We start from the raw sequence: 24,343 nt of genomic DNA, 5'->3' as shown, positions 1-24,343 counted from the left end.
GCGCGCGCGTGATTGATGACCGCCATGACCTCCCCCCGCATTTGGGCCAGCCTGGACCCCTTCATCGAGACAGGCCCCGTGCTCGGCCGCATCCAGGCCAACGCGGGCTTCCTGGGCGGGCTTCTGCGCCTGGACCCCTACGACGCCTACCGCTTCTACCCGCCCAGCCGCTCGGCCTGCGCCGCGCTCTCGGCGGCCCTGGAGGAACTGCGGCCGGACATGTGGGCCGCCGGAAGGCTCCAGGTGGTCGGCCGCGAGGAGCTGCCCCGCAGGCTCGCCCAGGAAGACCACCACGTCTTCCACCTCTCGGACTGCATCGTGCACCCGGGCTATCTGGCGGCCGCGCGCAACAAGTGGTCGCGGCAAATATTTCCGGTCACTTCCGTCACCCACTCGCTGAGCTACGCCCGCTACGGCCTGGAGATGCTCAAGCACCTGGGGCCGCAGGCCACGCCCCGGGACGCGGTGGTGGCCACGTCGCGCACGGCCGCCCGGGTGGTAGCCTCCTTCTTCGGTTTCCTGCGCGAGGGCTACGGGCTTCCGGAGGAGGCCTTCCCTGAGCCGTCCGTCGAAATCATCCCCCTGGGCGTGGACCTGGCCTCCTACGCCCCGGCGGACCCGGGGCTTCGAGCGGGACTGCGCCAGGAGCTCGGCTTCGGCGGCGAAACGGTGTTTCTTGCCCTGGCCAGGCTCTGCCACAGCTCCAAGATGGACTTCCTGCCCATCCTGCGGGCCTTCCAGCGCGTGGCCATGGCCGAAGGCGCGGTCCCCGCGCGCCTGGTCCTGGCCGGATGGACCGACGAGGGCGACTGGGGCCGGGGCACGCTTTCGGACCTGGCGCGCAACATCGGCCTGCCCCTGAGCGTGTTCGAGCGGCCCACGGAGGAGCTCAAACGCAAGCTCTACGCGGCGTCCGACGTGTTCCTCTCGCCCTCGGACAACCTCCAGGAAACCTTCGGGCTCACGCTCCTGGAGGCCCAGGCCTGCGGCCTGCCCGTGGTCGCCTCGGACTTCGACGGCTACAAGGACCTGGTGGACCACGGCGAGACGGGCCTGCTCGTGCCCACCGTGGGGCCGGACCTCACGGACGCCGAGGACGCCATGGCCCCCATGGCCTTCGACAACCACACCCACCTGGTGCTGGCCCAGCGCACCGCCGTGGACGTGGCGGCCCTGGCCCGGGCGGTCACGCGCCTCGCCGCCGATCCGGACGCGCGCGCGGGCATGGGCCGGGCGGCTCGCGAGAAGGCCTCGGGCTACGGGTGGGAGTCGGTCGCGGCGCGCCATGTGCGCCTCTGGGAGGGGCTCTGGGCGAAGGACGTTCCGGGGCGGCCCGCAGCCCGCCATCCTGCGGCCATCCCCTACGCGAGCGTGTTCGGGGGCTACCCCACGCGCACCCTGGACGGGGCGGCGCTTCTGCGCACCAGCCGCTTCGGCAACGCCGTGTACCGGGGGCAGGATTTCCCCGTGGTCTACGAGGCCCTGGCCGGGCGCGTCTCCATGGACGCGGTACGCGCGGCCCTGGTGCTGGCGCGAAAGCCCGTTGACGGGCGCGAGTTGGTCGCGAGGCTTCGCGCCGCGATGCCCGGCGCGGGCAAGGAGGACGCCCAGGCCGTTACCTTGTGGTGCCTGAAGCACGACCTGCTGGAGCTCTGCGATGCCTGAACCCGAAGCCCGGGTGCATCACCACGTCCTCTTGCAGCGGCGCGGGGGCGTGGCCAAGGTGGCGCGGACGCTTCTCACTCTCCAGGGCGCGGGCGCGCGCCTGAGCTACGAGGTCGAGGAGCCCGGGAACACATCCGGAGGCCAGACCGGCCCGGCCGGGGAGCGATGCGGCCCGGGGCAACTGGCCGCAGCCGCGCCGCAGGGCTGGCTGGTCCACGCGCACGCCACGCGCGACTGGCACGCCCTGCTGGCGGGCTTCGCCGCCGCGTCCAGGCCGCTTGTGGTCACGGCACACGACTGCTCGCTCATCACGGGCGGCTGCGTCTACCCGGTCACCTGCCCGCACCACGCCAAGGCCTGCCTGGACCCGTGCCCGCGCGGCTATCCGGAGTCCCAGGCTAACCGCGCCCTGAAGCGCGAGCTCGTGGCGGCCGCGCGCCCGTTGCTGGCCTCGCCGTCCTCGTGGCTGGCGGCCCAGCTGCGCGCGGAGTGGCCCGGACTCGTCGTCAAGGTGGTCCCCAATGGGGTGGACGTCCCGGCCGCGCGGCCGGACAAGGCTTCGGCGCGGGCCCGGCTGGGCATCGCGCCCACGGCCAGGGTGGCGCTCTTCCTGGCCCACGGGGGCGTCCAGGCCGTCTACAAGGGCGGGGACCGCGTCGAGGCGCTGCTTGCGCGGCTGGCGGAGCTCGTGCCGGGATTTCTGGGCATCGTGGCCGGAGGGGAGCGGGCGCGGCGCGACGGGGCCGCGCTTCATTTCCCCTATGTGGAGGACGAGGCGCTGGAGAGGCTGTTCGAGGCGTCGGACGCCCTCGTCTACCCGACGCTTGCGGACAACCACCCCCTGGTGGTCCTGGAGGCCATGGCCAGGGGGCTGCCCGTGGCGTCCTACGCCGTGGGCGGGATCACGGAGCAGGTGGCGGACGGGGAAACGGGCGTCCTGGCCCCTCCCCACCACGACGAAGCGCTCGCCCTGGCCGCGGCGGGCGTGCTCGCGAATCCCGGGCTCGCGCGCTCCCTCGGGGTGAACGCCCGGGCCAGGGCCGAGCGGCTGTTCACGGCGTCGCGCATGGCCCGGGACTACGCCGGGGTGTACGCCCTGGCCCGGCGCGCGGGCTCGCCGGGTTCCTGAGCAGGGGCTGGGCTGGTTTCCGGCCGGCCCGGGAGGCGGCCCCCGCCGGGGCAGGGAAGCTGCCCGGCGGGGAGCGCCGGCAGCAGCGTTCTAGCCGGGAATGCGCCAGCAAAGCTCGATCTTCAGGGAGGCCTTGCTTCCCTCTTCCTTGGACTTCACCTTGCCCTTGGCCTCCAGCTTGACCTGGGGGCCGACCTCCACCTGGCCGGACTCGCAGGCCAGGCGGCCCTGGGCCAGTTCATCGGCCAGCTTCCTGAGCATCACGGCCGCGTCGTAGCGCAGCAGGGTTTCCTCCACGTCCATGAGAACGGTCTTCTCTCCCATGACTTCCTCCGGGATGATGTTTGCGCCACCGTAACCCATCGTCGTGCGTTTTGCATTACAATTGAGAGAAAAAAACAGGCTCGGGCCCGGCGCCTGGATGCGCATCAGACGGTCAGCCACGGCGGAACCATCCCCCCGACTGGGCGGACGGCGGCCCGGTTTTGGGGATTTTCCTCGCTCGATCCAGATTAAAAGGTGTGCGCGTGTGGGTGAAATGCGTTTGCCACGCTTGACATTGCGTTCGAAAAGATATTCAGAAAAGCACGGTATTGTTCGGTGGAGAGCAAGACGCGTCCGTTGTTCGATCCTGGGACGCGATTGCAGTCGGCGAGGCAATCGAACACTTCGCGTGTTGAACGTTGCGACCCGCATGCTGCACCGGTAATGCAGTGAAGCGTCTGTTCCGCTGCGGCCGGGCCGGAATCGCAGGCAACCGCCGAGCCATCCTGAAGGCATGAACGCGATGAAGTCTAGTAAAATCAAACTGTTCCTGGCAGGCGCCCTCATGGCGCTCCTGCCGGTTTTCGCCGGGGCCGCCCTGGCCCAGGACCAGGACGTGTGGGAATACTACAAGGCGCGCTTCATCCAGCAGGACGGCCGGGTCATCGATTTCGCCAACAAGCAGATGAGCCATTCCGAGGGGCAGGGCTTCAGCATGTACCTGGCACTGACCCACGGCGACAAGGCGCTCTTCGACAGGCTCTGGACCTGGACGCGCGACAACCTGATGGTCCCCGGGGCCAAGGGGCTCGCGGCGTGGTCCTGGGGCAGGCGCGACGACGGCTCCTGGGGCGTGCTCGACCTGAACAACGCCACCGACGGCGACATCTTCCTGGCCTGGACGCTCCTGCGCGCGGGCGAGCGCTTCGGCAACGCCGCCTACCTGGAGGCCTCCGGCAAGATCGCCGCCGCTCTGCGTGAAGAGCTGACCAGGGAGGAGGGCGGCCGCCTGGTGCTCCTGCCCGGGCGCGAGGGCTTCGCCAAGCCCGGGGAAACGGCCTTCAATCCGTCCTATTTCATCTTCCCCGCCTTCTACGACCTGACCCGCACCGGCGACCCCGGCTTCTGGCGCAGGCTCCATGCCGACAGCCTGGAGCTCCTGGAGAAGTCGCTCTCCGGGCCGCTCGGGCTTCCTCCCGACTGGGCCGTGCTCTCGGGAGGGGTCGTGAAGCCCTGGGGCGAAAAGGGCGCGCACTTCTCCTACGACGCCATCCGCGTGCCCCTCTACCTCTCCTGGGACCTGAACAGGGCCGCGCTCGCCCGGTTCGAGCCGCTTCTCGCGCTTTTCCGCGACACGGGCCGGATCCCGGCGCGCTTGGCCGTGGTTCCAGGGGCCACGGACCAGGGCGAGGCCCCGGCCGGATTCTACGCGGTCCTCGCCCGCGCCGCGCAGACCCTGGGCGACGCGGCCACCGCGCAACGCCTCCAGGAAAAGGCGCACGGGCTCTTGCAATCGGAAAAGGACGACTATTACTCCCACGCGCTGTACCTGCTCTGCGCCACGCGAGGACTGCAATGATCCGGATTTTTTGCCTCGCTCTCGCCGCATGCGCGGCATTCGCATCCGACGCCCGCGCCCAGTACGCGGTGCGCACGGTCCAGGCGGCCACGGTGGTGCGCGAACAGGCCGCGCCCGAGGTGCAGGCCCCCGCGTCCGGCCAGCCCAAGGTGGAGCGCTCCGCGCAGGAGGCCCGCCGCGCGGGCGGGCAGGACGCCGCCGCGCCCCTCTCGGCCGAGCAGCTCATCGGCCAGGGCTGGGAGCATTTCCGGCAGGGCCGCTGGGCCCAGGCCGAGGAGGCCTTCGCCAAGGCCCTCGGCGTGGCCGAGGGCGAGACGGCCTCGCGGGCGAGGCTCGGCCTTGGCTACGCGGCCGTGCGCCTGGGCAAGCTTCCCGAGGCCAGGGAGAATTTCGAGAAGGCTGCCGCCGCCGGGTACGAGCCGCAGGAGACCCTGCCCGCGCTGCTCACGGTGCTCAAGGCCCAGGGAGACCGCAAGGCCATGGAGCGCTACCTGGCCATGCTCTCCCCGGAGCAACGCGCCCAGTGGCAGGGGGTCAAGCCCGTGGAGAAGGCGGCCCCCGCCGCCGATTCCGGTGTGCGCGGCGCGCTCGCGGACGCCGGGGCCAAACCTTCGGCGGACAGGCTCGAGGCCCTGCTGGAGCGCCACAAAGCCGGGCTCGGTTCCTGCGCGGACGGCGACGTGTACCTGAAGATCGCCCAGGGCCTCGCCGCCCAGGGCCGCCAGGAGCGGGCCAAGCCCGTGCTGGCCAAGCTCGCCGCCTGCCCCGGGGCCGACTTCGGCGTGCGCCTGGGCGCGCTCTACGACCTCGCGTCCCTCACCTCGCCGGACATCGCCCGCGACCACCTGCGCCGCCTGAAGGACGGCGCGCGCGGCCTCTCCGTCAAGCAGCAGGCCGCCCTGGACGAACTCTCACTGACCCTCGACCGCAGGGAGATGGGTCAGGAAGGCCTGGCGAACGCCCGCAGGGTGGAACTCGCCCGGAGCATCCTGGCCGCAAGCCCCAAGGACCCGGACGCCATGGCCGTGCTGGCCTGGGACGACCTCTCCTCCGGCAGGCACGCCAAGGCCCTGGAGGCCTTCGACGCGCTCGCCGCCCGGTTCCCGGAGCGCCCGGACGCGCAGCTCGGACGCGGCTACGCCCTCTACCAGTTGGGCAGGCTGGACGACGCCCTGGCCGTGGCCGGACCCGGCGCGGCCTCCGGCGACCAGGCCATGAGGGAGCTCGCCTACCGCGTCCACGTCAGGAAGGCCTTCGCCGCGCTCGAAGCGAAGGATTACGCGCAGGCCCGCGCCGAAACCGCCAAGGCCCGCGCGCTGTGGCCGGAAGGGGGCGAAGTCCGCGAGGTGGAGGCCTGGGCCGCCCTGGCCGAGGGCGACAACGCCAAGGCCCGCGAGTTCTTCGAAGAGCGCTACAAGGCCACCTCGGACAAGCGCTTCCTCTCGCCCCTGGCCACCACCCTGGCCGGGACGGGGCGGCGCGTCGAAGCCTTCCAGGCCGCCTCGAAGCTCGCCGCCGAGCCCGATCCGCAGGCCAGGAAGGAAGCCGCGCGCTTCTACCAGGAGCAGAAGGCCCCGATGCTCGCGGCCAAGGCCGACCCGGGCAGCGAGTGCTGCGCGGGCGCGGTGACGCAGATGATCGACGCGCGCGGCTTCGTGCGCGCGAAGACCGGCGACCCGGGCACCTCGCGCCTGACCGAGTGGTCCGCACCCGTGGGCTACTCCTGGGCCCACCCGGACGGATGGCGGCTGGGGGCGGTGTACACGCCGAGCCACCTTTACAGCGGCAACTCCCCGGCCGACCCCTACGTGGGCTCCTATTACGCCCGCGTGGCCGGGGCCGGGCTTCGCAACTCGCTGGTCACGGACGTGACCGTGCACACCCCCGACATCTTCCTGGACGTGGAAGGCCCCTACCGCTGGCGCTTCGAGGCCGGAACCACGCCCATCGGCGGCCCGGCCCCGGTGATGGCCACCTTCCTGGCCGGCGTGTCCTCCCCCGATTTCGAGGTTCGCGGGCACCAGAAGCCGGTCACGGAGTCCATCCTCTCCTGGGTCGGCCAGCGCGACCCCTACGGCTCCAAGACCTGGGGGCGCGTGGTGCGCACGGGCGCGCAGGGCACATACGTGTTCTCCCCCTGGCGGGACTGGTTCCTGAGCCTGGGCGGCGGGGCGGACTACCTCTGGGGCCACAACGTGGCGGACAACGCCGGGGTGCGCGGCAACGTGGCCGCCGGGCGCACCTTCACGGCCCTGGACAGCGAGATAGCCCTGGGCGGTTTCGCCACCATCAAGCACTTCGCCAGGAACCTGAATTTCCACACCTTCGGCAACGGAGGCTACTACAGCCCGGACCTTCTCTTCATCGCCGGGCCCTTCCTGCGCCTGCGCTCGCCCGAGTGCCGCGACTATTGGTACGACCTGGAGGGCTCGGTGGGCTACATGTACGAGCGCACGGCCGGGGCCTCCAAGTATCCGCTCGCGGGCGCTCCGTTGGCTTTCGCCGGAAGCGGGCAACTGGCCGAATACGGCGGCAGCTATTCCGGCAAGACCGAATCCAAGTTCGCCTATTCGGCCAAGGGCGAGGCGCTTAAGCTCCTCACCCCGCACTTGGCGGCCGGGGTGTTCGGCGGCTTCGGCAACGCGGCCGACTACAGCGAATTCTACGCTGGGCTCGGCCTGCGGTTCTACCTCGACCCGCAGAAGGCCTTCTGGGCCCCCAAGAGCCTGTTTCGCACCTACACCCCCCTGGACAGGGACTGATGTAACCTGGGGCACCCCCGCGCGGTCATACGATCGAAGAGGAGCAACAGACATGAACAAGTCGCCCTTTCTGGTGAGGCAACCCGGGGCCTGCCCCGGGATGCGGGCCTTTTTCCTGGCCGGGGCCGTCTGCCTGGCCCTGTCCCTGGCCGCCTTGGCCTCCCTGGCCTGTTCCCCCGGCCAGCAGTTCCACCACCACGCGACCTCGCTGGGCTTGTCCCAGCGGCATTGAGAACGCGGCATTGCGCCGCTTCAAACCGAACTGAGTGTTCCATGCTTGTCGTGTAGGCGTTTGTTCACCCCAGGCATTGTTCTAACAAGGTATTTTGATTGAAAATGATGGAGAAGCTGGGAGGAGTGCATGTTGTTCTGGGGTGATTTTGACTAGTTCTCTGTTCGTGGTTGTAATTTTACTTGATATTAAATATCAGTCTCAAGTAATACAATGCCTTGTTAAGCTTCAAGAAGAATTGATATGCTATCATTAGTCGCGGCCCTTGCTGCCGGGGCATGCGCGACCGGCATGACTTGGCTTGTTCTCCCAAAGCTATCCTCTGATCAGCATTGGTATGGAATCCTCTCCCGTATTCTGATTGGAACAGCTCTTTTGTCCTGTTTGCTTGTTCTCCTGCTCTCGGTGCTTCCTGGAAAATATGCCGCATGGATCGCCTTGCTCGTTTCTGCAGGGTGTTCGCTTGTCGCGATGTATAGGGGACTTATTTGTTTTGATAGTTTGAAGATCAATTTATTAATACTTTTGTCAGTGGCGTATGTTGCTTGGAGGTTGGTTGGGTGTCTTGTGGTTGGAAGTGTTGTCCCACTTGAAGGAACTGGTAGCCATGATGAGTTTTGGTTTATTTTTAGCGCTGCGTGGTTGCATGAGAACTCTTTAAGCGATCCTTTTTCTGCGAATGATTTTTTTCCATTTGATTCATCTGCCGGAGTTCAAATTGGACTTCTGCCTCGAATCGGTGCGGAATTATTGCTCGTCATGGCTTCTATATTGAGTGGAAATGGGCCGGTGGAGTCTTTCGTGACGGTTTTTGCTGCAGGAAGCCTTTTGCTTTTGTATTCTGCATTCCTCCCCCTTAGTTCTCTCCTGGAATTGCAACATACGGCGAATCGTGTACCGGTTCTCTTGTTGATAGCCATGTCTCCTGTTTTCTTGTTTATTTATGGGAATATGAATTTTGCAACTGTATTTGGCATGGCATTTCTCGGTGGTTTTATCCATTATTTCTATGATGGCTTGCGCTCGTCGGTCGACAAGGTGACGAATGTCGCCGCTGGTATATTTTTAGGCGCTGTTCTAGCAACGTATCCAGAGATGCTTGCTATTGCACTTCCTGCCGGTGTTATTATATTATTTCAAGTTTATTTTGAAAGCAACCAATTCAAAATACAGTATATTATTCGATCGCTGGGAATTATGATTTTTACGACAATCGTTGTTGCTCCAACGTCAATTGTCGGTGCATTTTCTGTTTTGTTCCATGCCAAGCAGATGGCTTTTTCAAATGGCCCTGAGTTTAGTGAGTTGGTGTCACGCGTCACGTGGTGGAATTTTCCTCTTTGGTTTTCACTGATTGATGTCGATTTTGTGAATAGAGTTGGTGGCAATGTTGGTGTTGCCTTTGTTTCGTTCGTACTCTTTGTTTCGATCCTAGCGGCTCCGATTCGATTGTGGCGTAGATGCCTTGGTCTTATGTGTGCGTGCGCTGTGCTTTATTTTAGTTTTAGAGCGCGAGGGTACGGATACGGGGCAATGAAGTCGTTGGAATTTTTGTCATTACCTCTTGCGCCTCTTTTTGCGACTGGTGCGCTGAGACTTTCTGGGTTGATTTGGAATAATGTATATTATTTGCGTTTTAATTCGTCACTGCGGGTTGCCGCTGCGATTGTTGGTGTTGTCGCAATTTTAACATGGAGCCTTGTTGCTGTCGAACGTAGTGTCTCTTACCTTGCTTTGGCTTATTCAAAACATCTAAGTACTTCATTTCGCGGCTTGGAACAAGTTGTTTCGAAACTAGAGGGGGATCCCGTCGTATTCGTTTCTGGCGACTTAGGCGCGCATCCGTTCATGGCGAGTAGATGGGCTGCCTATCTGCTGCGTTCAGTTCCTCTCATTTTTGAGAAGGTGTTGCATGAAGGAGGATACATTTATAATCTTGGTCGTGTCTATGAAGAGTCTTATCGGAAAATAACTCATGTCTTACGTGTTTCCTCGCCAATTGATTCAGCTATAGATTTTGATGGTCAGATCTTGTCATCTGGTGAATTTGAATTGTACCCTGTTAATAAGGGGGCTGCTATCATTCTAGATGGATTCGGTGCCGCTGAGGGCAATTTCAGATGGATGAGCCAGGAGGGAGTCTTGGCTGTTTTCGGTGATTCTCCAAAACGAATGACTATTGAAATTGTTGGATGTTTCACTGAATCTCCGGAACAGGGTGCGATAGATGTTTTTGTTGACCGCATGGCAGAATCCCAGGTTTTCCTGCCAACAGGAAAGGGGATAATTAATGTATCTTTGCCAGGGGGAGGGCCGCACATAGTTACATTACGTTCTGCAGTTCCCGCACGTTCACCGAAGAGCATGGGGTTGTCTGAAGATTCCCGGATGCTGACCTATTCGGTTGGGAGGATTTCTGTCCAAGCCTCTGGTGGTTGACTCGTTTGGCCCTGCTTATTTCCGTTTCCGGCTTCGCTGGTCGTGAGACAACGGCCAAGCTTTTCGGGTGGGACCTGAAAGGCATCTTCCGCTGCTGGAGTCCTCCCTACTTACCCTGTGTCTTATCGATTCGCTCTTTTCACCGTGTCTCGATGCCCTCACCATGATTCCATAGGGCCATTGCATTCCAAATTACTTGCCGTTACCCTTTGGTCGTGCCTGAAGCACTGTTGTTACCGTTCGACAACACAATATACCTTGGAGGTCGGAATGAGCAGAAGAGCGGCAACGATGGCCTTGATACTGGCACTTTCCCTGCTCGCGGCTCCCGCAGCCATGGCTCAGGACGCAGGAACGAAAGCGCCCTCGGACACGCGCAAGCAGACGACGCTCGGCAAGTACGCAACCGCCATGGAGGCGTATCTGATGTGGCGCGCCAAGCCGAAGGAAGTGGTCATCCTCGACGTGCGCACCCCCGAGGAGTACGTCTATGTCGGCCATCCCGAGATGGCCCCCAACATTCCCGTGATGCTGAACACCGCCAAATTCGACCCCGAGAAGAAGTCCTACCCCCTGGCGGCCAACGAGAAGTTCGCGGAGCAGGTCTCCCAGAAGTACGGCAAGGACACGACCCTGATCGTGATGTGCCGCAGCGGCCAGCGCGCGGCCACGGCCGTGAACCTGCTCGCCAAGGCGGGCTTCACCAACGCCTACAACATGGTGGACAGCTTCGAGGGCGACTCCGTGAGCGATCCCGAGAGCGTCTACAACGGCAAGCGCATGAAGAACGGCTGGAAGAACTACGGCCTTCCCTGGACGTACGAGCTCAAGCCCGAACTGGTCTGGGCCCCGTAGCCCCTCCGCCGGACAGGATTCGAAGGCGGCCGCGCATGTGCTCGGCCGCCTTTCTCGTTTGCGCCGGGCGCATTCCTACCGCGCCGCTTCCTTCGAAACTCACGGATATCACTTGATTTGACACACAGGTAAGGTATTCCCGAAGCAACCTTCGCGGCCGCTTCGCGGACGCGTCCAGCTCAACGGAGGAATACATGTCGGCAAAACGCATCCTCATGCTCGTCGGCGACTTCGTGGAAGACTACGAGGTCATGGTCCCCTTCCAGATGCTCCTGATGGTCGGCCACGACGTCCACGCGGTCTGCCCGGGAAAGAAGGCCGGCGAGAAGGTCAAGACGGCCGTCCACGACTTCGAGGGCGACCAGACCTATTCGGAAAAGCCCGGACACAATTTCCTCATCAATCACGACTTCGACGGGGTTGACCCTGACGACTACGACGCCCTGGTCATTCCTGGCGGGCGCGCTCCCGAGTACATCCGCTTGAACGAGCGCGTGCTGGACATCGTGCGCAGCTTCGCCAAGGCGGGCAAGCCCATCGCGGCCATCTGCCACGGCCAGCAGGTGCTGGTGGCGGCCGGCGTGGTCTCGGGCAAGGCCTGCACCGCCTACCCGGCCGTGAAGCCCGACGTGGTCATGGCCGGGGGCAAGTGGGTGGAGATCAACGACACCTTCACCAACGCCCATGTGGACGGCAACCTGGTGACCGCGCCAGCCTGGCCCGCCCATCCCGAGTGGATGCGCAAGTTCATGGGGCTCTTGGGCTCCAGGATCGAACCCTAGCAGCCCGCCAAAAACTTCCGCCGTGACACGAAAGCGCCGCGACCCCGCCAGGGTCGCGGCGTTTCTTCGTTTCCGCCCCCGGCCCTTCGGATTACGCCAAGGTCGAATGCGATAAATGATTTGAAAAAAGGCTCACCCATGTTATGGGCGGCTTGAAGCTCTGCTTTGCGCCGGGAGCACGCCTTGTACGATATCTGACTGGCTCGGCAAATGCGGCAACGCGTTGCGGTGGGGCCTGGATCACATCCGCCGGGCCGTCGGCGGCTTGTCACCTCAAATGCGGATTCACCCGGGGGATGATGCGATGATGGCGAAGCTCAGCATCAAGTGGCGTCTGTTGGTTATCAGCATGGCCGGACCGTTGGCGGTGACCCTGGTCATGGGGTTCTTTCTCGTCGAGGCCATCGAGGAGTTCTCCTCCGAGGGGCTGGTGGAGAAGAGCCGGGCCATCGTGATCATGGCCGAAGCCGCGCGCGCGAACCTCAGCGCCAAGATCGAGGACGGCCTCATGCGCCCCTTCGAGGAGATCCCCAGGGAGAAGGCGGTGGATGCCGTTCCCGTGGTCACGGCCATCAGGCTGGCCCGCGAGAATGCGCAGAAGGGCGGCTACCAGTTTCGCGTGCCCAAGATAAGCCCCCGCAATCCGGAGAACGAACCCACCGAACTCGAGCGGAGGGTGCTTGGCGAACTGCACGACAAAGGCCTCACCGAGTACATCCTCAAGGAACCCGGGCAGACCCGCTATTTCCGGGCCATCCGCCTGACCAGGGACTGCCTGCGCTGCCACGGCGACCCCAAGGGCGAGCCCGACCCCATCGGAGGGATCAAGGAGGGCTGGAAGGAGGGCGAGGTCCATGGCGCGTTCGAGATCATCACCTCCCACGCGGCGGCCGCGGCCGAGCGCAGGGAAGCCATCCTCAAAACCTCGGCCTGGTCGGGCGGGGTGCTTCTCGCAGTGTTCGCCCTGGTCTGGACGCTTTTGCAGCGCGGCGTGGTCACGCCGCTGGAGAACATTCGCGTCTTCGCCGAGCGGGTGGCCGCCGGAGACCTCAGGACACGCCTGACCGGCGTGTTCCAGGCCGAAATGGGCGCTGTGGCCACCGCCATCGAGACCATGATCGACAAGCTCTCGGACATCATCGGGCGCGTCATCGACGGGGCGTCCAGCCTGGCCGCCAGCAGCGAGGAGCTCTCGGCCACGGCGCGCTCGGTCTCGGACGGGGCCGTTACCCAGGCCTCCTCGGTGGAGGAGGTCTCCTCGTCAATGGAGCAGATGACCGCCAACATCGCCCAGAGCGCGGAGAACGCCGTGAAGACCGACGCCCTGGCCAGGCGGTCGGCCCTGGACGCCGAGGCCGGGGGCCAGGCCGTGATCCAGACCGTGCAGGCCATGAAGCAGATATCGGAGAAGATATCCATCGTGGGCGACCTGGCCCGCCAGACCAACCTCCTGGCCTTGAACGCGGCCATCGAGGCCGCCCGCGCGGGCGAGCACGGCAAGGGCTTCGCGGTGGTCGCGGCCGAAGTGCGCAAGCTGGCCGAACGCTCCGGCCATTCCGCCGCGGAGATAAACGTGCTGGCCACCCAGAGCATGGACATCGCCGAGAAGGCCGGAACCATGCTCACGCAACTTGTGCCAGACATCCGCGACACCGCCGCGCTGATCCAGGAAATGTCCCAGGCGGGCAGGGAACAAAGCATCGGCGCGGAACAGATCAACAAGGCGGTACAGACCCTGGACCAGATCGTCCAGCAGAACGCGTCCGCCGCCGAGGAGATGGCCGCCACCTCGGACAACCTCTCGCTCCAGGCCGTGGAGCTCCAGGCCACCATCGGCCACTTCAGCGTGGACCAGAAGCGCCTGGCGCTGCCGCACGGGTGAGGGGGGAGGATCGCACGCTCCGGACCCGGCCTCGACACCCCTGATGACAGGCAGCATGCACGAACGCATTCAAAATGGTTACCAGCTTGCTGCAAAGCGAAAAAGGCGGCCCTTGCGGGCCGCCTTTTCCTTGAAATTCCTGGGGGATGTGGACTTTGTCGGACTGTACTGGAAGTCCTGTTGGGCGGGGGGAATCATATTACCAAGTTAACATGGTGTTTATACAGGACTTTACAAGTGCATAAAATTCTAGTTGTCCGGAAAGCTGTACGGTTTGCTCACAGCCTAGAAGTTCTATCTTGGGTCTAGCTCCCGCTCGAAGCCCCCCCCATTTCCCCGAAAGATGTCAAAAACAGTGCGCCGAATGATGTCAACGGTCTTCCATTTCGATGGCGCAGATATTTTTCACAGCAGCCCTTGTTTCTTAGCCAAACATCAAGTATTAGAGATTTAAAAGTAAATACATAGCAGGGGGAGTGATTGTGGCGAATATAGGTGATATATATTGGTGGAAAGAACGCAGGAAGAATACTTCACCCGAATGTAGTGAATGGAGCTGTTGGCTTTACGCTTAATTAAGCGGCAAGCATTGATTGCACTTATAGCTCTGATGACATGAATTGGGATGTTGAGATAAAAACAGGACATCGTTCAATAGTTGCACGTTCAAAGGGAGTATTGCTTCGAGACGATATTTTGAAGATTGGATTTGAACAAGTACAACGAGCACTTGACGTATTCGCCTTTGAGTCAAGCTTACTTCTCGCTGTGTCCAATCCAGGAGACTCTCATACACTGTTTTTTTCTCGTGATGGTAAATTAATAGTCCAGCATGTTGGTGTGTCTAGCCTGGGAATAAGTATACAGTCAAAAGTAGAAATTCTGGATAAGGATGGAAATTTAGTTCCACCTGCACCATCATCTCCATCATCGTGGTCTGCTCCGCTGAGATATTATAGATTGTCGCAAACGGCTAGCGACCTATACGAGGCTTACAGATATTTGTATCTTGCATTTGAATCCTTGCTCAATTTAATTTGCCCCAAGATTAGCGGTGAACGTGAGGGTAAATATCTCCGACGAGCGATTGCTGTAGCATCGGTAAAGTCTAGTTTGCAAAGTTTTGTCCCGGTTGGGTCTAACGTGATAGATTATATAATGAATGTGCAATATGTTAATACGCGATGCAAGCTATTTCATGGGAAGAATGAATTGCCAGCAACATTTGAGGGTACTGTAAGCCCAGAAGATGTTGCGGCAGCTTACATGCAATTGCTCCCAATTTGGCGTGAGATTGCACAAAAACATTTGTCTGTTAGGTGTCTTGGGGCAGGGTGTGTAACTTATGCTGGGTTCAAGCAAATGATGGACAATGCCTTGGGAAAAGTTTCTGTATTTTATACTGACGATCCATCGGCTCCAAAAGATGCTGACACGGAAGTTAGTCCTCTAGGGAAAAGCATTTATCAATTCGATGCTGTACGCTATCTTGGTGAAACCATGCCTGGACATGTGTCATATGTCGCAAATCAAGAATTCAACGGATCAGTAGAGCCTACAACTGTGCAAAGAATCTGTTCTAAAATTGATGACACTCTTTTCTCGGTGAATAAAATAGATGATGGGATTCATCCAGATGATGTTGATGTTTTTGAAAGTATTCATGTTGTAAGATTGTTGAATAGGCGGATGCCAAGGGTGTTGTTTCCTGGGGTAGTATGAATAATACAGTTCTTGTTACGGTATGAATCGGCAGGCTTGTTGTTGTATTTTGTGTAAAAGCATTGTTGTGACGAGAACAAAATAATGTTAGGCTTATGAACAGATGGCTGTTCCTCTTGGCCTAACTAGCACGGATGCGTGAATTTCCCTGGCCAAGATTGGCAGTACAGCGCTGTTGAACTGCTGGTCTTCCATGTACTTGGTCACGATTGCGTCATTCTCAGCCATACGTTCAATCATGAAGTCGGCGATGAGCTTCTTGATGCCTAGCGTGAACTTGTCCAAGTCCGGGTTGGCCAGGGCTGTTTTGACCACCTGTTCGTTGCTACATGCCTTTTCCTTGATCTGCTGGAAGAAAAGCCTGTCTGCCTCGGTAAAGTTTGTGCCGAAGCGGTCGTTGAGCACCTGGATGATCTCAGACAGCGGAGCTTGTTCCTCTTTAGTCTTGCCCGTGCCAACGTCTGTGGGGCTTTTCACGCCCTTGTCGTCGCCGTCGTCCAAGTCGATAGCTCCTGCAAACATCCGTTCCATGCGGTAGTAGCGCAGACCAACCTCGTCGCTGACCTTCACCGCCTCTCCCCCCCGGCCAATAGGGAGGTGGGGCAGCAGGAATCGGCCGAAGCTGTAGAGCATCTCAAGCTCAGGGTCCGCATAAGGGATGATCTGGCTCAGGAAGGCGTAGATCTTCACGTAGCCGGAAAGCTTGTCTCGGAAGTCCTCTCTGGCGTCGTCCTCTTGGATTGCCTTGAATCGATCCACAGCCGGTTGCAGCCATTTTTCCATTTCGGCGTGGTCGCGTGGCTTCTGGTGCGCCAGAGGCTTATAGAACACCTTGGCGAAGGCCTCCACTTCGCTCCAGTGGTACACTTGGGCTTGGTCGAGTTCATGCTTGAGGGCTTCCAGTTTCGCCGGGTCCGAGGCCTCCTGCAACTGTGTTTGATCGTAGTAGGGCTTGAAAGCGTGGTAGATGTCAGCAGCATTGTTGACGAAGTCCAGCACGAAGGGTGCGTCCTTGCCAGGGATCATACGGTTGAGCCGGGAGAGGGTCTGCACGGCCTGTACGTTGTCCAGGCGTTTGTCCACGTACATGGTGCATAACAGGGGCTGGTCGAAGCCGGTCTGGTATTTGTTGGCCACCAGCAGGACGTTGTAGTCCGGCGAGGCGAAGCGGCTTGGCAACTGGGCCTCGCCGATGGGCTTGCCGCTTACCACGTCCGTGTTCATGCCCGGCTCGGTGTATTCTAGCAGGGTTTTCGGGTCCTTGACCGTGCCGCTAAAGGCCACAAGAGGACGCACGTCCGAATAGCCGTTCTCGTCGATGTATCGCTTGAAGGCTTGCATGTAGCGCACGGCGTGCAGTCGCGAGGATGTGACCACCATGGCTTTGGCACGGCCATCTAGCTTGTGGCGAACGCTTCTCCGGAAATGTTCAACCATTACTTCGGTTTTCTGTTCGATGTTGTGGGGGTGCAGGCTCATGAACTTGGACAGCGCCCGCGCGGCCTTTTTCTTGGGGAATTTGGGGTCGTCTTCCACCGCTTTGATCAATTTGAAATAGGTGGCGTAGGTGGTGTAGTTGGTGAGTACATCCAGGATGAAGCCTTCCTCAATGGCCTGGCGCATGCTGTAGATGTGGAACGGCTCGGCCTTGCCGCTGGGGCCGGGCCTGCCGAACAGTTCGATGGTCTTGCCCTTGGGAGTTGCGGTAAAGGCGAAGAAGCTCAGGTTGGGCTGCTTGCCGCGTGTAGCCATCACCTGGTCCAGGCGGTCTTCCCAGTCCATCTCACCTTCATCGGTTTCGCCTGCGCCAGTGCCCAGGATGGCCTTCAACTCGCGCGCCGTCTCGCCGGTCTGGCTGGAGTGGGCCTCGTCAACGATGACCGCGTAACGTCTTTCCGCGATGGATTGTTCCCAGTCCTTGGCTTGGCGTTTCTCCTCGTCCGTCGCCTTCTCCTGACTTTCCGCGCCGGTGGCGTGCAGGAGCCCCCGCAGCACGAACGGGAACTTCTGGAGTGTGGTGATGACGATCTTGGTGCCGTCGATGAGGGCAGCCGCAAGCTGCCTGGAGTCCTCGTCGATGGCTTTGACTACGCCCTGGGCATGTTCGATCTGGTAGATGGCGTCCTGAAGCTGCTTGTCCAGGACGCGCCTGTCCGTGATGACGATGACACAGTCATAGATCTTTCGGTCGTCCGCGTCATGCAGGCTGGCCAGTCGATGGGAGAGCCAGGAAATACTGTTGGTCTTGCCGCTGCCCGCTGAATGCTGGATGAGGTAATTGTGGCCTGGTCCCTCGGCCCGCGCTGCGCGCACCAGCTTGCCCACGGCGTCCAACTGATGAAAGCGGGGAAAGATGAGTTTTTCCTTGGTCACGCGCCTGGAGCCGCCTTTGCCGTCGTCCTCCTTCTCTTCCTTGCGCTCCAGGAACATGTAATGCCCCAGGATATCCAGGAAGCAGTCGAAGCCCAGCACGTCTTCCCAGAAGTATCCCGTGCGATAGCCGGAGGGATGGGCCGGGTTGCCCGCGCCGCATTTCAGTTCTCCCGGATGGCTGCCCCGGTTGAGCGGCAGGAAGAAGGTGGAGTCCTTGCGCAGCCGGGTGGTCATGCGCACTTCGTCTGGATCGGCGGCGAAATGCACCAGCGCCCTTTTCTTGAACTCGAAGAGCGACGCGCGCGGGTCGCGGTCCTGCTTGTATTGCCGCACGGCGTTGCGCCAGGTCTGGCCGGTGCTCGGGTTCTTGAGCTCGCAGGTAGCCACGGGCAGGCCGTTCAGGGCGAAGAGCATGTCGATGGTGTCGTGGCGGCCCGGGTGACAGGGGACCTGCCGGGTGACGCTCAGTCGGTTCTTGCCGTAGAGTTCCAGAACATCGGCGTTCAGGCCGTGCGCGGGCTTGAAGTAGGCCATCCTGAAGGTCTTGCCGTAGAACTTGAAGCCGTGTCGCAGCACATGGAGCAGGCCCTTGAGGTCCAGTTCCTTGGTCAGCGTGGAGACGACCATGGCTTCCAGCCCCGCGCCGTGCAGGCCGCGCATCTGCTCCCAGAGCCCGGGCTGGGTGTCCTGGAGGAAGTCCAGGACCCGCGCCGGGAACAGGGCCTTGTCCACGTCCCATTCCGCCACGTTCCCCTGAGTCCAGCCGCTCTTTTCGAGCAGGATGGTTTCCACGTAGGTTTCGAAGGCCTTTTCGGTGGTCTGCTTGGACATCCTCTTCCCCGTCTGTACGGTTGGGTTCAGCTCGATTGGTAGCTCTGGTTCAGAAGCGGCTTGGCGCGCTCGAAGTCGTCCATGGAGGCGATGGAGATTTCCAGTTCGCCCGTGCCCAGGTGGCCGATGTTGGACACGTCGCGGGTGAAGCCCTCGACGATGTTTTCCGGCGTGGGCGGAACCTTCACGAGGATGGTCAGCTTTTTCGTCTGCACGAAGACTTCCACGCAGGCGAAATTCTTGATGCGTTTGAAGGCCACGTAGTGTTTCAGAACCTTCTTGATGACGTCGTCCCCAAGGGCCAGGAGGTAATCTTCAACGGCCTGGTAAAGGTCTTTCAGGTCGGGCGATGCCTGGTCCAGGTATTCCGAAATGGTCTTGTACTGGGGCTTGGCCGGAGATGCGGAGTTGGAAGGGAGTGAAGCGGGACTTTCGCCGCCATTCACAGCCGTCACGGCGTTGACCATCTCCAGGATGAGGAAACCCTCTGGGAAGTGGCGGTAGCGGATCAGCTCAATGTTGCGGTTGATTTGCTGCACGGCGTGTTCGTCGTAGCGGGTGAAGTCACCCGCTATGCACAGAAGGCGCGGGGAGGACCATTCAATGGAGTCGGCAGCCTCTTTGCCGTAGCGCTCCAGGACCAGAAGCTTGAACTCGGCCTGATGGTCCATGAGCCAATCCAGGTAGAAGAGCCCCTGGTTGATGACGTTCTCGTTGGTGGCGCGCTTGTACTCGATGATGACCGGGCAGCCGTTCTCGTCCACGCCCAGGGTGTCGATGCGACCCTTGTGCTTGATGCCGGTGGAGTACTCCGAGGCCAGGAAGCGCACGCCCAGGAGGGTTTCCAGGTTCCGCTCCATGAGGGTCTGGAGGGATTTTTCAAGGGCCAGGGACTGGCCCTTGAGTTCGCAGACGCCCTCGGGCACGAGGTGGAACAGTTTGATGTCGCTCATTGAGTGGCCTCGCGGATGTCGATTTTGCCTGTCACGGCGGCAGTGATGAGGGCGGAGCGGAGTTCAAGAAGCTTAATTGCCGCCGCCTCAGCGAGCGAAATTGCCTTGTCGATTTGAGCACACTGCTTCGCAACATAATCAAGAACAATTCGGCGCTCTGACTTTGGAGGCACAGGAATGTGCAGTTCAATAATACTCCGCGATGAAATTGAAGCTAGGTTTGTGGACTGTTTGGCTGACATAAAAAAATACGATTTCGCGCACAAAGACTGCGTGAATAGGCTAATGTATTCAGGTTCAACATGATGTGGACGAATACAAAAAACATGATTTTGGTGGATACAAGGATTGACATCTCCAGACCAAACAGCACCACGCCCAAGTTTGTCGTTATCACCACCCTCGTTCATCAAGACATCACCCTTACGTAGGGCGTACTTTTCGAGCTCATGCGGCTCGATATCAATTTCTGCGACATCTGTTATGTCGATGTAGCCATCCTGCACATTAGCAACACGAAGGTATGGCACAGATATAGTGTTCTTATGTTTACGGTCCTTCCCAAGGGTGATCCCGGATTGAAGTGTCGCCAAATGCTTCAGCCGTTTCACCCCCCAATGCTCCGGCACCTCCCCCAGCCACTCAACGCCGCTGTCCTTCATCTTGGGGTTGGGATCGAGGCCTGCGGCCTTCGCCGCTTCCGGCGGCAACCCGCGCGTGACAGTGCGGGTGATGAGGGCGGCGCGTTTCTCCTTGAGCTTGTCGATCAGCTCGCGCTTCTTGGCGATGAGGGTGTCGATCTTGGATGTCTGGGCGTCAAGGAAAGCGGCGATGGCGTGTTGTTCAAGGAGAGGTGGGAGGGGAGTGCAGAAATTCTTGTTGAACTCGGGGGGAACTCGCTTCTGCCCACCAGCTCCGTACATCTCGGCCTCGCCTGTCTTACGATAGCCGTTTGACAACGTGAGATAGAATAGAAACTGTGCATCTAAGTATTGAAGAGCACGCAATACATGTAGCTCTGTCGTCCCCATGGCAACGCCATTGAACAGGTTAGTCGCCAAGGCTCCCTTCCAATTTTCAAAACACGGCGTGATCTTCGCGACTATAACATCACCATTTTGAAATTCTGTATATCCAGTGCCAATATCCGCGAGGGGCTTCGTGGTGTCGAGACGTAAACCTCCATATTCCCCAACCGCATCCATTGGAACGAAGGAAACCTCATCATCTGGTCCAAGGGCTCTTAGCTTGTCAGTTCGAGGGTTCACCTGCATACAGAACCGCCCTCGCTTCACCTCCCAATGCTCCGGCACCTCCCCCAACCACTCCACACCACTATCCTTATACTTCGGGTACGAAGGGAACTTCATAACTACTCTCCCCCTCTCTTCTTGACCCGGCGCGAACGTGCCTTCTCCTTCCCCATCCCCTCAAGCGCCTTGGCGGCGGCATCAAAATCCCGCTCCACGGGTGTCACGTCATCCGCGTGCGCCAGCCGGAACTTCTCATATTCATCCCGCGCCTTGTCCAAGGCCGCCTGATGGCTCACCTTCCCGGCGTGCTCCAGCACCTCGCGGCCACTGATCCTCAAGAAGTCGTCGAGCTTCGTGATCCAGTCCTGCATGTGCATGGGGGTGCGGTTCAGGGCCTGCAACTCCGCGAAGTCCAGATAGAGCGAGACGATCCTGTTCAGCGCGTCGAGTTCATCCGGCCCGAGGTAGTTCTTGGCCACCTCGGCGTCCTTCTGGCGCGGCTTCGCCCCGGCAAAAGACGTCAGCCCCATGTTGGGGGCGCTGGCATCGGCGCGCAGGTGGATGACTTCGGCGGCGGTGTGGCCGTGGGCGGCCCAGTGCATCTTGTTCTGCACGGCGGCGAAGAATCGTTTGGAGGCCTCGACGGAGGGGTCGTAGTCGATGCTGGTGGCGTAGATGTCAAGCACCTTGCGCCAGAAGAGCTTCTCGGTGGCGCGGATGTCCCGGATGCGGGCAAGCAGCTCTTCGAAGTAGCCGCCGCTTTCGGGCTGCTTCAAGCGCTCGTCGTCCAGGGTGAAGCCCTTGACCACGTACTCGCGCAGGCGCTGGGTGGCCCACTGCCGGAACTGCGTGCCCCGGTGGGAGCGGACGCGATAGCCCACGGCAATGATGGCTTCTAGGTTGAAATACTCGACATTGTAGGTTTTCCCGTCGGAGGCAGTTGTTGCATATTTTGCAACAACTGCCTCGGGGGTAAGCTCCCCTTCGGCGAAGACGTTCTTGATGTGCCGGGAGATGACGGACTTGTCGCGCTGAAAGAGCTCCGCAAGCTGGTTGAGCGACAGCCAGACGGTCTCGCCCTGGATTCGGACTTCCAGGCGGGCTCGACCGTCCTCGCTGCGATAGAGCAGGAACTCCCCGCCCGGCTGTGTAGGAGTCAGCTCGCCACTCATACAGTCACCTCGCGCAGCAGGTCGAGAATCTCACCTTCCAGAACTTTGATGTCGGCTTCGATGTCCTCAAGAGGACGCGGCGGCTCGTAGCGGTAGAAGTGGCGGTTGAGAGGGATTTCATAGCCGACCTTGGTCTTGGCGTGGTCAATCCAAGCGTCGGGCACGTGGGGCAGCACCTCGCGCGCGAAATACGCCTCCACGTTCTGCTTGAGCGGCACGCTCTCTGTGTCGCGAAGATCTGAATCAGGCTCGGGGTTGCCATGCCGGTCTCGGCAGATTTCCGCTGTTTCGTCCCGATCGGAAAGGGCGCTCAGAACTGCCTTGAGTTCGGGCGCTGTCAAGCGAACGCCGCCAGCCCGGTCGAGCTTCTTGAGGTCGGTCAGGAACTCCACTCGCGAAGTGTAGAGCTTCTCTCCGGAAACGGCGGCCAGGGTCCTCAGCAGCTCACGTATCTGCTCCTGCCGCTGCATGCCCGCCTCGACCTCCTGCTGCCTGGCCTTTTCGGCCTTCTTGTTGCTGGTAGCCAGGTTGCGGAAAGCCGACTCCTCCTCCAGGCGGGTGATGCGCTCTGGGCTTGCCTGGAAATTCAGGCGCAAAGGACGCTCCACGGTGATCTTGCGGAAGCCGAAGTCTTCGTTGTCGAAGACCTTGCTGACGACGAGGACCTTTTCTTTTCCCTCGATGATGAAGGAGCGGGTTTCGCCATCCTGGAAATTGCCCTGAATGCTGGTGATGTCGCCGATATGGTCGGGCTCGTTGATTCCCTCGCCAACCCCTTCGCCGATCTTGCTGCGCTTGTTTCCCAGGCTCTTCTTCATCTTGATGAAGAACTGCCTGGCGTCGATGAGCTGGATCTTGCCCTTACGGTGGGACTCCTTCCGGTTGGTGAGAATCCAGACATAGGTGGAGATGCCGGTGTTGTAGAACAGCTGGTCCGGCAGGGCCACGATGGCTTCAAGCCAGTCGTTCTCGATGATCCACTGGCGGATGGCGCTCTCGCCGCTGCCCGCGTCGCCGGTAAAGAGCGGTGAGCCGTTGAAGACGATGCCTATGCGGCTACCGCCGTCCTTGGGCTGGCGCATCTTGGAGAGCATGTGCTGGAGGAAGAGCAGGGAGCCGTCGTTGATGCGCGGCGTCCCGGCCCCGAAGCGCCCGGCGAACTTGAGTTCGTCGCGCTCCTGTTCGATGAATTTGGCCTGCTGCTTCCACTCCACGCCGAAGGGCGGGTTGGCCAGCATGTAGTCGAAGGTGATCTTGTTTCCCTGGGCGTCGCGGTCAAAGCCGTCCTCGGTGAAGCTGTTGCCCAGACGGATGTTGTCGGCGTCGTCGCCCTTTATGAGCATGTCGGACTTGCAGACCGCCCAGGCCTCGTCATTCCAGTCCTGACCGAAGAGGTGCGGATTGGCTTGATCGTTGAGCGCGCGGATGTGTTGTTCAGCCACGGAAAGCATTCCGCCGGTGCCGCAGGCCGGGTCGTAGATGGTCTTGACCACATGGCTGCGCCCAAGATCCTTTTCGGGCGTGAGCAGCAGGTTGACCATTAGCTTGATGACCTCGCGCGGGGTGAAGTGCTCTCCGGCCTCTTCATTGGATTGTTCCGCGCCGATCCGGATAAGCTCCTCGAAGACGTAGCCCATCTGGAGGTTGTCCACCCGCTCGGCGGAGAGATCGAGCTTGGGACCGCTAAAGGCTTTGATCACCTCATAGAGTATGTTCTTGTCGGCCATCTTGGCGATCTGCACGTCGAAGGCGAACTTCTCCATGATGGTGCGCACATTGGGAGAGAAGGCGTTTATGTAGCTGTTAAGGTTGGGCGCGAGTTGATTGGGGTCGTCCAGGAGGCGGGGGAAGTCCAGCTTGGAGAGGTTGTAGAAGGGCCTCCCGGTGACTTTTTGGAGTATGCCGCTAATAACGTTCTCCGGCTTGGTCTTGATGGCGGAATGCTCTTCGAGGACCTTGCGCTTGGTAGGGGCCAGGAGGCAGTCGAACCGGCGCAGCACTGTGAGCGGCAGGATGACCTTTCGATATTCGTTTCTCTTGTATGGGCCACGGAGCAGGTTGCAGATGCTCCAGATGAAACCGGCGAGCTGGCGATGTGTCTCGGAAGTCATGAAACGTCCTCATTCAAGGAGTGAAACGGGAACCGCTAGCTCAGACAGGGCGGGTATTTCCTCGTGGCGTGAGCGGTTTTGCGCCTATATCATCGGCGCGACTGGAAGAGAAGGGCGGTGAAGCTCGTATATCTAGGAAATCCAGCAGAAAGCGTAGGGCCGCCTTTCGGCGGCCCTACGTTCATGTTAGGAAAACAGTTTAGGCAAAAATACAAACATTGACCCCATGATTGCCCCTACCCCCATGCAAGCCGTAAATAGAAGCAACAGGTAGTTTTGCTCTAACCGTATGTAAGTTGACTTGGTTTTTTCAAATACCTCAGCCGCCCGCTTGGCGGC

Annotated in this window: 16 protein-coding genes; 10 read left to right on the top strand and 6 right to left on the bottom strand. The window is 60.7% G+C overall.

Features of this window, described 5'->3' with window-relative positions:
• Positions 1-15: 15 nt before the first annotated feature.
• Together ACZ5V4_RS01830 and ACZ5V4_RS01825 are read left to right on the top strand one after the other, a co-directional pair.
• Positions 16-1,665 (top strand): glycosyltransferase family 4 protein, encoded by a 1,650-nt coding sequence (locus ACZ5V4_RS01830; RefSeq protein ID WP_464316476.1) that lies wholly within the window; start codon positions 16-18, stop codon positions 1,663-1,665.
• Positions 1,658-2,794, top strand: coding sequence for a glycosyltransferase (locus tag ACZ5V4_RS01825; protein ID WP_464316475.1), 1,137 nt, complete (start codon positions 1,658-1,660; stop codon positions 2,792-2,794). Before ACZ5V4_RS01830 ends, ACZ5V4_RS01825 begins: the two co-directional genes overlap by 8 nt.
• Before the next feature lie 90 nt (positions 2,795-2,884).
• Here ACZ5V4_RS01825 and ACZ5V4_RS01820 read toward each other — a convergent pair whose 3' ends face one another.
• Positions 2,885-3,118 carry an amphi-Trp domain-containing protein gene (locus ACZ5V4_RS01820; protein ID WP_464316474.1) on the bottom strand — a complete coding sequence of 78 codons (234 nt, stop codon included), beginning with the start codon at positions 3,116-3,118 and terminating at the stop codon, positions 2,885-2,887.
• A 454-nt stretch (positions 3,119-3,572) separates the two neighbouring features.
• On the opposite strand from ACZ5V4_RS01820, the gene ACZ5V4_RS01815 reads away from it, so the two are divergent.
• The 8 genes from ACZ5V4_RS01815 (at position 3,573) to ACZ5V4_RS01780 (ending at position 15,311) form a co-directional block, all read left to right on the top strand.
• The gene (locus tag ACZ5V4_RS01815; RefSeq protein ID WP_464316473.1) at positions 3,573-4,637 is read left to right on the top strand and encodes a glycosyl hydrolase family 8; all 1,065 of its coding nucleotides are present in this window, start codon (positions 3,573-3,575) and stop codon (positions 4,635-4,637) included.
• Positions 4,634-7,399 carry a cellulose synthase subunit BcsC-related outer membrane protein gene (locus ACZ5V4_RS01810; protein WP_464316472.1) on the top strand — a complete coding sequence of 922 codons (2,766 nt, stop codon included), beginning with the start codon at positions 4,634-4,636 and terminating at the stop codon, positions 7,397-7,399. The genes ACZ5V4_RS01815 and ACZ5V4_RS01810 overlap by 4 nt, the downstream gene beginning before the upstream one ends.
• A 52-nt stretch (positions 7,400-7,451) precedes the next feature.
• Entirely contained in the window at positions 7,452-7,631 is a 180-nt protein-coding gene (locus ACZ5V4_RS01805; protein ID WP_464316471.1) for a hypothetical protein, read from the top strand.
• 243 nt (positions 7,632-7,874) lie between these two features.
• Complete coding sequence (locus tag ACZ5V4_RS01800; RefSeq protein WP_464316470.1) at positions 7,875-10,070, top strand: hypothetical protein; 2,196 nt, start codon at positions 7,875-7,877, stop codon at positions 10,068-10,070.
• 270 nt (positions 10,071-10,340) lie between these two features.
• Positions 10,341-10,925 (top strand): rhodanese-like domain-containing protein, encoded by a 585-nt coding sequence (locus ACZ5V4_RS01795; protein ID WP_464316469.1) that lies wholly within the window; start codon positions 10,341-10,343, stop codon positions 10,923-10,925.
• Between the two features lie 194 nt (positions 10,926-11,119).
• Positions 11,120-11,707 carry a DJ-1/PfpI family protein gene (locus tag ACZ5V4_RS01790; protein ID WP_464316468.1) on the top strand — a complete coding sequence of 196 codons (588 nt, stop codon included), beginning with the start codon at positions 11,120-11,122 and terminating at the stop codon, positions 11,705-11,707.
• A 304-nt stretch (positions 11,708-12,011) separates the two neighbouring features.
• On the top strand, positions 12,012-13,589 hold the full coding sequence (locus ACZ5V4_RS01785) for a methyl-accepting chemotaxis protein (RefSeq protein WP_464316467.1): 1,578 nt from the start codon (positions 12,012-12,014) through the stop codon (positions 13,587-13,589).
• Positions 13,590-14,204: 615 nt separating this feature from the next.
• A complete protein-coding gene (locus ACZ5V4_RS01780; RefSeq protein WP_464316466.1) occupies positions 14,205-15,311 on the top strand; it encodes a hypothetical protein in 1,107 nt (368 codons plus the stop codon).
• A gap of 93 nt (positions 15,312-15,404) precedes the next feature.
• Here ACZ5V4_RS01780 and ACZ5V4_RS01775 read toward each other — a convergent pair whose 3' ends face one another.
• The 5 genes from ACZ5V4_RS01775 to ACZ5V4_RS01755 all read right to left on the bottom strand — a co-directional run bounded on the left by ACZ5V4_RS01775 (position 15,405) and on the right by ACZ5V4_RS01755 (position 24,004).
• The gene (locus ACZ5V4_RS01775) at positions 15,405-18,515 is read right to left on the bottom strand and encodes a type I restriction endonuclease subunit R (RefSeq protein ID WP_464316465.1); all 3,111 of its coding nucleotides are present in this window, start codon (positions 18,513-18,515) and stop codon (positions 15,405-15,407) included.
• 26 nt (positions 18,516-18,541) lie between these two features.
• Positions 18,542-19,468, bottom strand: a complete 927-nt coding sequence (locus tag ACZ5V4_RS01770) for a DUF5655 domain-containing protein (RefSeq protein ID WP_464316464.1) — start codon at positions 19,466-19,468, stop codon at positions 18,542-18,544.
• A complete protein-coding gene (locus ACZ5V4_RS01765; RefSeq protein WP_464316463.1) occupies positions 19,465-20,742 on the bottom strand; it encodes a restriction endonuclease subunit S in 1,278 nt (425 codons plus the stop codon). Before ACZ5V4_RS01765 ends, ACZ5V4_RS01770 begins: the two co-directional genes overlap by 4 nt.
• 98 nt (positions 20,743-20,840) lie before the next feature.
• Positions 20,841-21,893 carry a virulence RhuM family protein gene (locus ACZ5V4_RS01760; protein ID WP_464316462.1) on the bottom strand — a complete coding sequence of 351 codons (1,053 nt, stop codon included), beginning with the start codon at positions 21,891-21,893 and terminating at the stop codon, positions 20,841-20,843.
• Positions 21,890-24,004, bottom strand: a complete 2,115-nt coding sequence (locus ACZ5V4_RS01755; RefSeq protein WP_464316461.1) for a type I restriction-modification system subunit M — start codon at positions 24,002-24,004, stop codon at positions 21,890-21,892. The genes ACZ5V4_RS01760 and ACZ5V4_RS01755 overlap by 4 nt, the downstream gene beginning before the upstream one ends.
• Positions 24,005-24,343 lie beyond the last annotated feature (339 nt).

This window comes from Fundidesulfovibrio sp. YSD1 (genome assembly GCF_055397115.1).
Note: the sequence above shows the minus strand (reverse complement) of the source record. Positions and strands in the feature narration are given on the sequence as shown.

What these genes read in the sequence shown, in the direction of transcription:
- ACZ5V4_RS01825 (WP_464316475.1), top strand. Translation starts at nt 1,658, where the DNA reads ATGCCTGAACCCGAAGCCCGGGTGCATCACCACGTCCTCTTGCAGCGG.
- ACZ5V4_RS01800 (WP_464316470.1), top strand. Translation starts at nt 7,875, where the DNA reads ATGCTATCATTAGTCGCGGCCCTTGCTGCCGGGGCATGCGCGACCGGC.
- ACZ5V4_RS01760 (WP_464316462.1), bottom strand. Translation starts at nt 21,893, where the DNA reads ATGAGTGGCGAGCTGACTCCTACACAGCCGGGCGGGGAGTTCCTGCTC.
- ACZ5V4_RS01820 (WP_464316474.1), bottom strand. Translation starts at nt 3,118, where the DNA reads ATGGGAGAGAAGACCGTTCTCATGGACGTGGAGGAAACCCTGCTGCGC.
- ACZ5V4_RS01765 (WP_464316463.1), bottom strand. Translation starts at nt 20,742, where the DNA reads ATGCAGGTGAACCCTCGAACTGACAAGCTAAGAGCCCTTGGACCAGAT.
- ACZ5V4_RS01755 (WP_464316461.1), bottom strand. Translation starts at nt 24,004, where the DNA reads ATGACTTCCGAGACACATCGCCAGCTCGCCGGTTTCATCTGGAGCATC.
- ACZ5V4_RS01830 (WP_464316476.1), top strand. Translation starts at nt 16, where the DNA reads ATGACCGCCATGACCTCCCCCCGCATTTGGGCCAGCCTGGACCCCTTC.
- ACZ5V4_RS01775 (WP_464316465.1), bottom strand. Translation starts at nt 18,515, where the DNA reads ATGTCCAAGCAGACCACCGAAAAGGCCTTCGAAACCTACGTGGAAACC.
- ACZ5V4_RS01815 (WP_464316473.1), top strand. Translation starts at nt 3,573, where the DNA reads ATGAACGCGATGAAGTCTAGTAAAATCAAACTGTTCCTGGCAGGCGCC.
- ACZ5V4_RS01810 (WP_464316472.1), top strand. Translation starts at nt 4,634, where the DNA reads ATGATCCGGATTTTTTGCCTCGCTCTCGCCGCATGCGCGGCATTCGCA.
- ACZ5V4_RS01785 (WP_464316467.1), top strand. Translation starts at nt 12,012, where the DNA reads ATGATGGCGAAGCTCAGCATCAAGTGGCGTCTGTTGGTTATCAGCATG.
- ACZ5V4_RS01790 (WP_464316468.1), top strand. Translation starts at nt 11,120, where the DNA reads ATGTCGGCAAAACGCATCCTCATGCTCGTCGGCGACTTCGTGGAAGAC.
- ACZ5V4_RS01770 (WP_464316464.1), bottom strand. Translation starts at nt 19,468, where the DNA reads ATGAGCGACATCAAACTGTTCCACCTCGTGCCCGAGGGCGTCTGCGAA.
- ACZ5V4_RS01780 (WP_464316466.1), top strand. Translation starts at nt 14,205, where the DNA reads ATGAATTGGGATGTTGAGATAAAAACAGGACATCGTTCAATAGTTGCA.
- ACZ5V4_RS01795 (WP_464316469.1), top strand. Translation starts at nt 10,341, where the DNA reads ATGAGCAGAAGAGCGGCAACGATGGCCTTGATACTGGCACTTTCCCTG.
- ACZ5V4_RS01805 (WP_464316471.1), top strand. Translation starts at nt 7,452, where the DNA reads ATGAACAAGTCGCCCTTTCTGGTGAGGCAACCCGGGGCCTGCCCCGGG.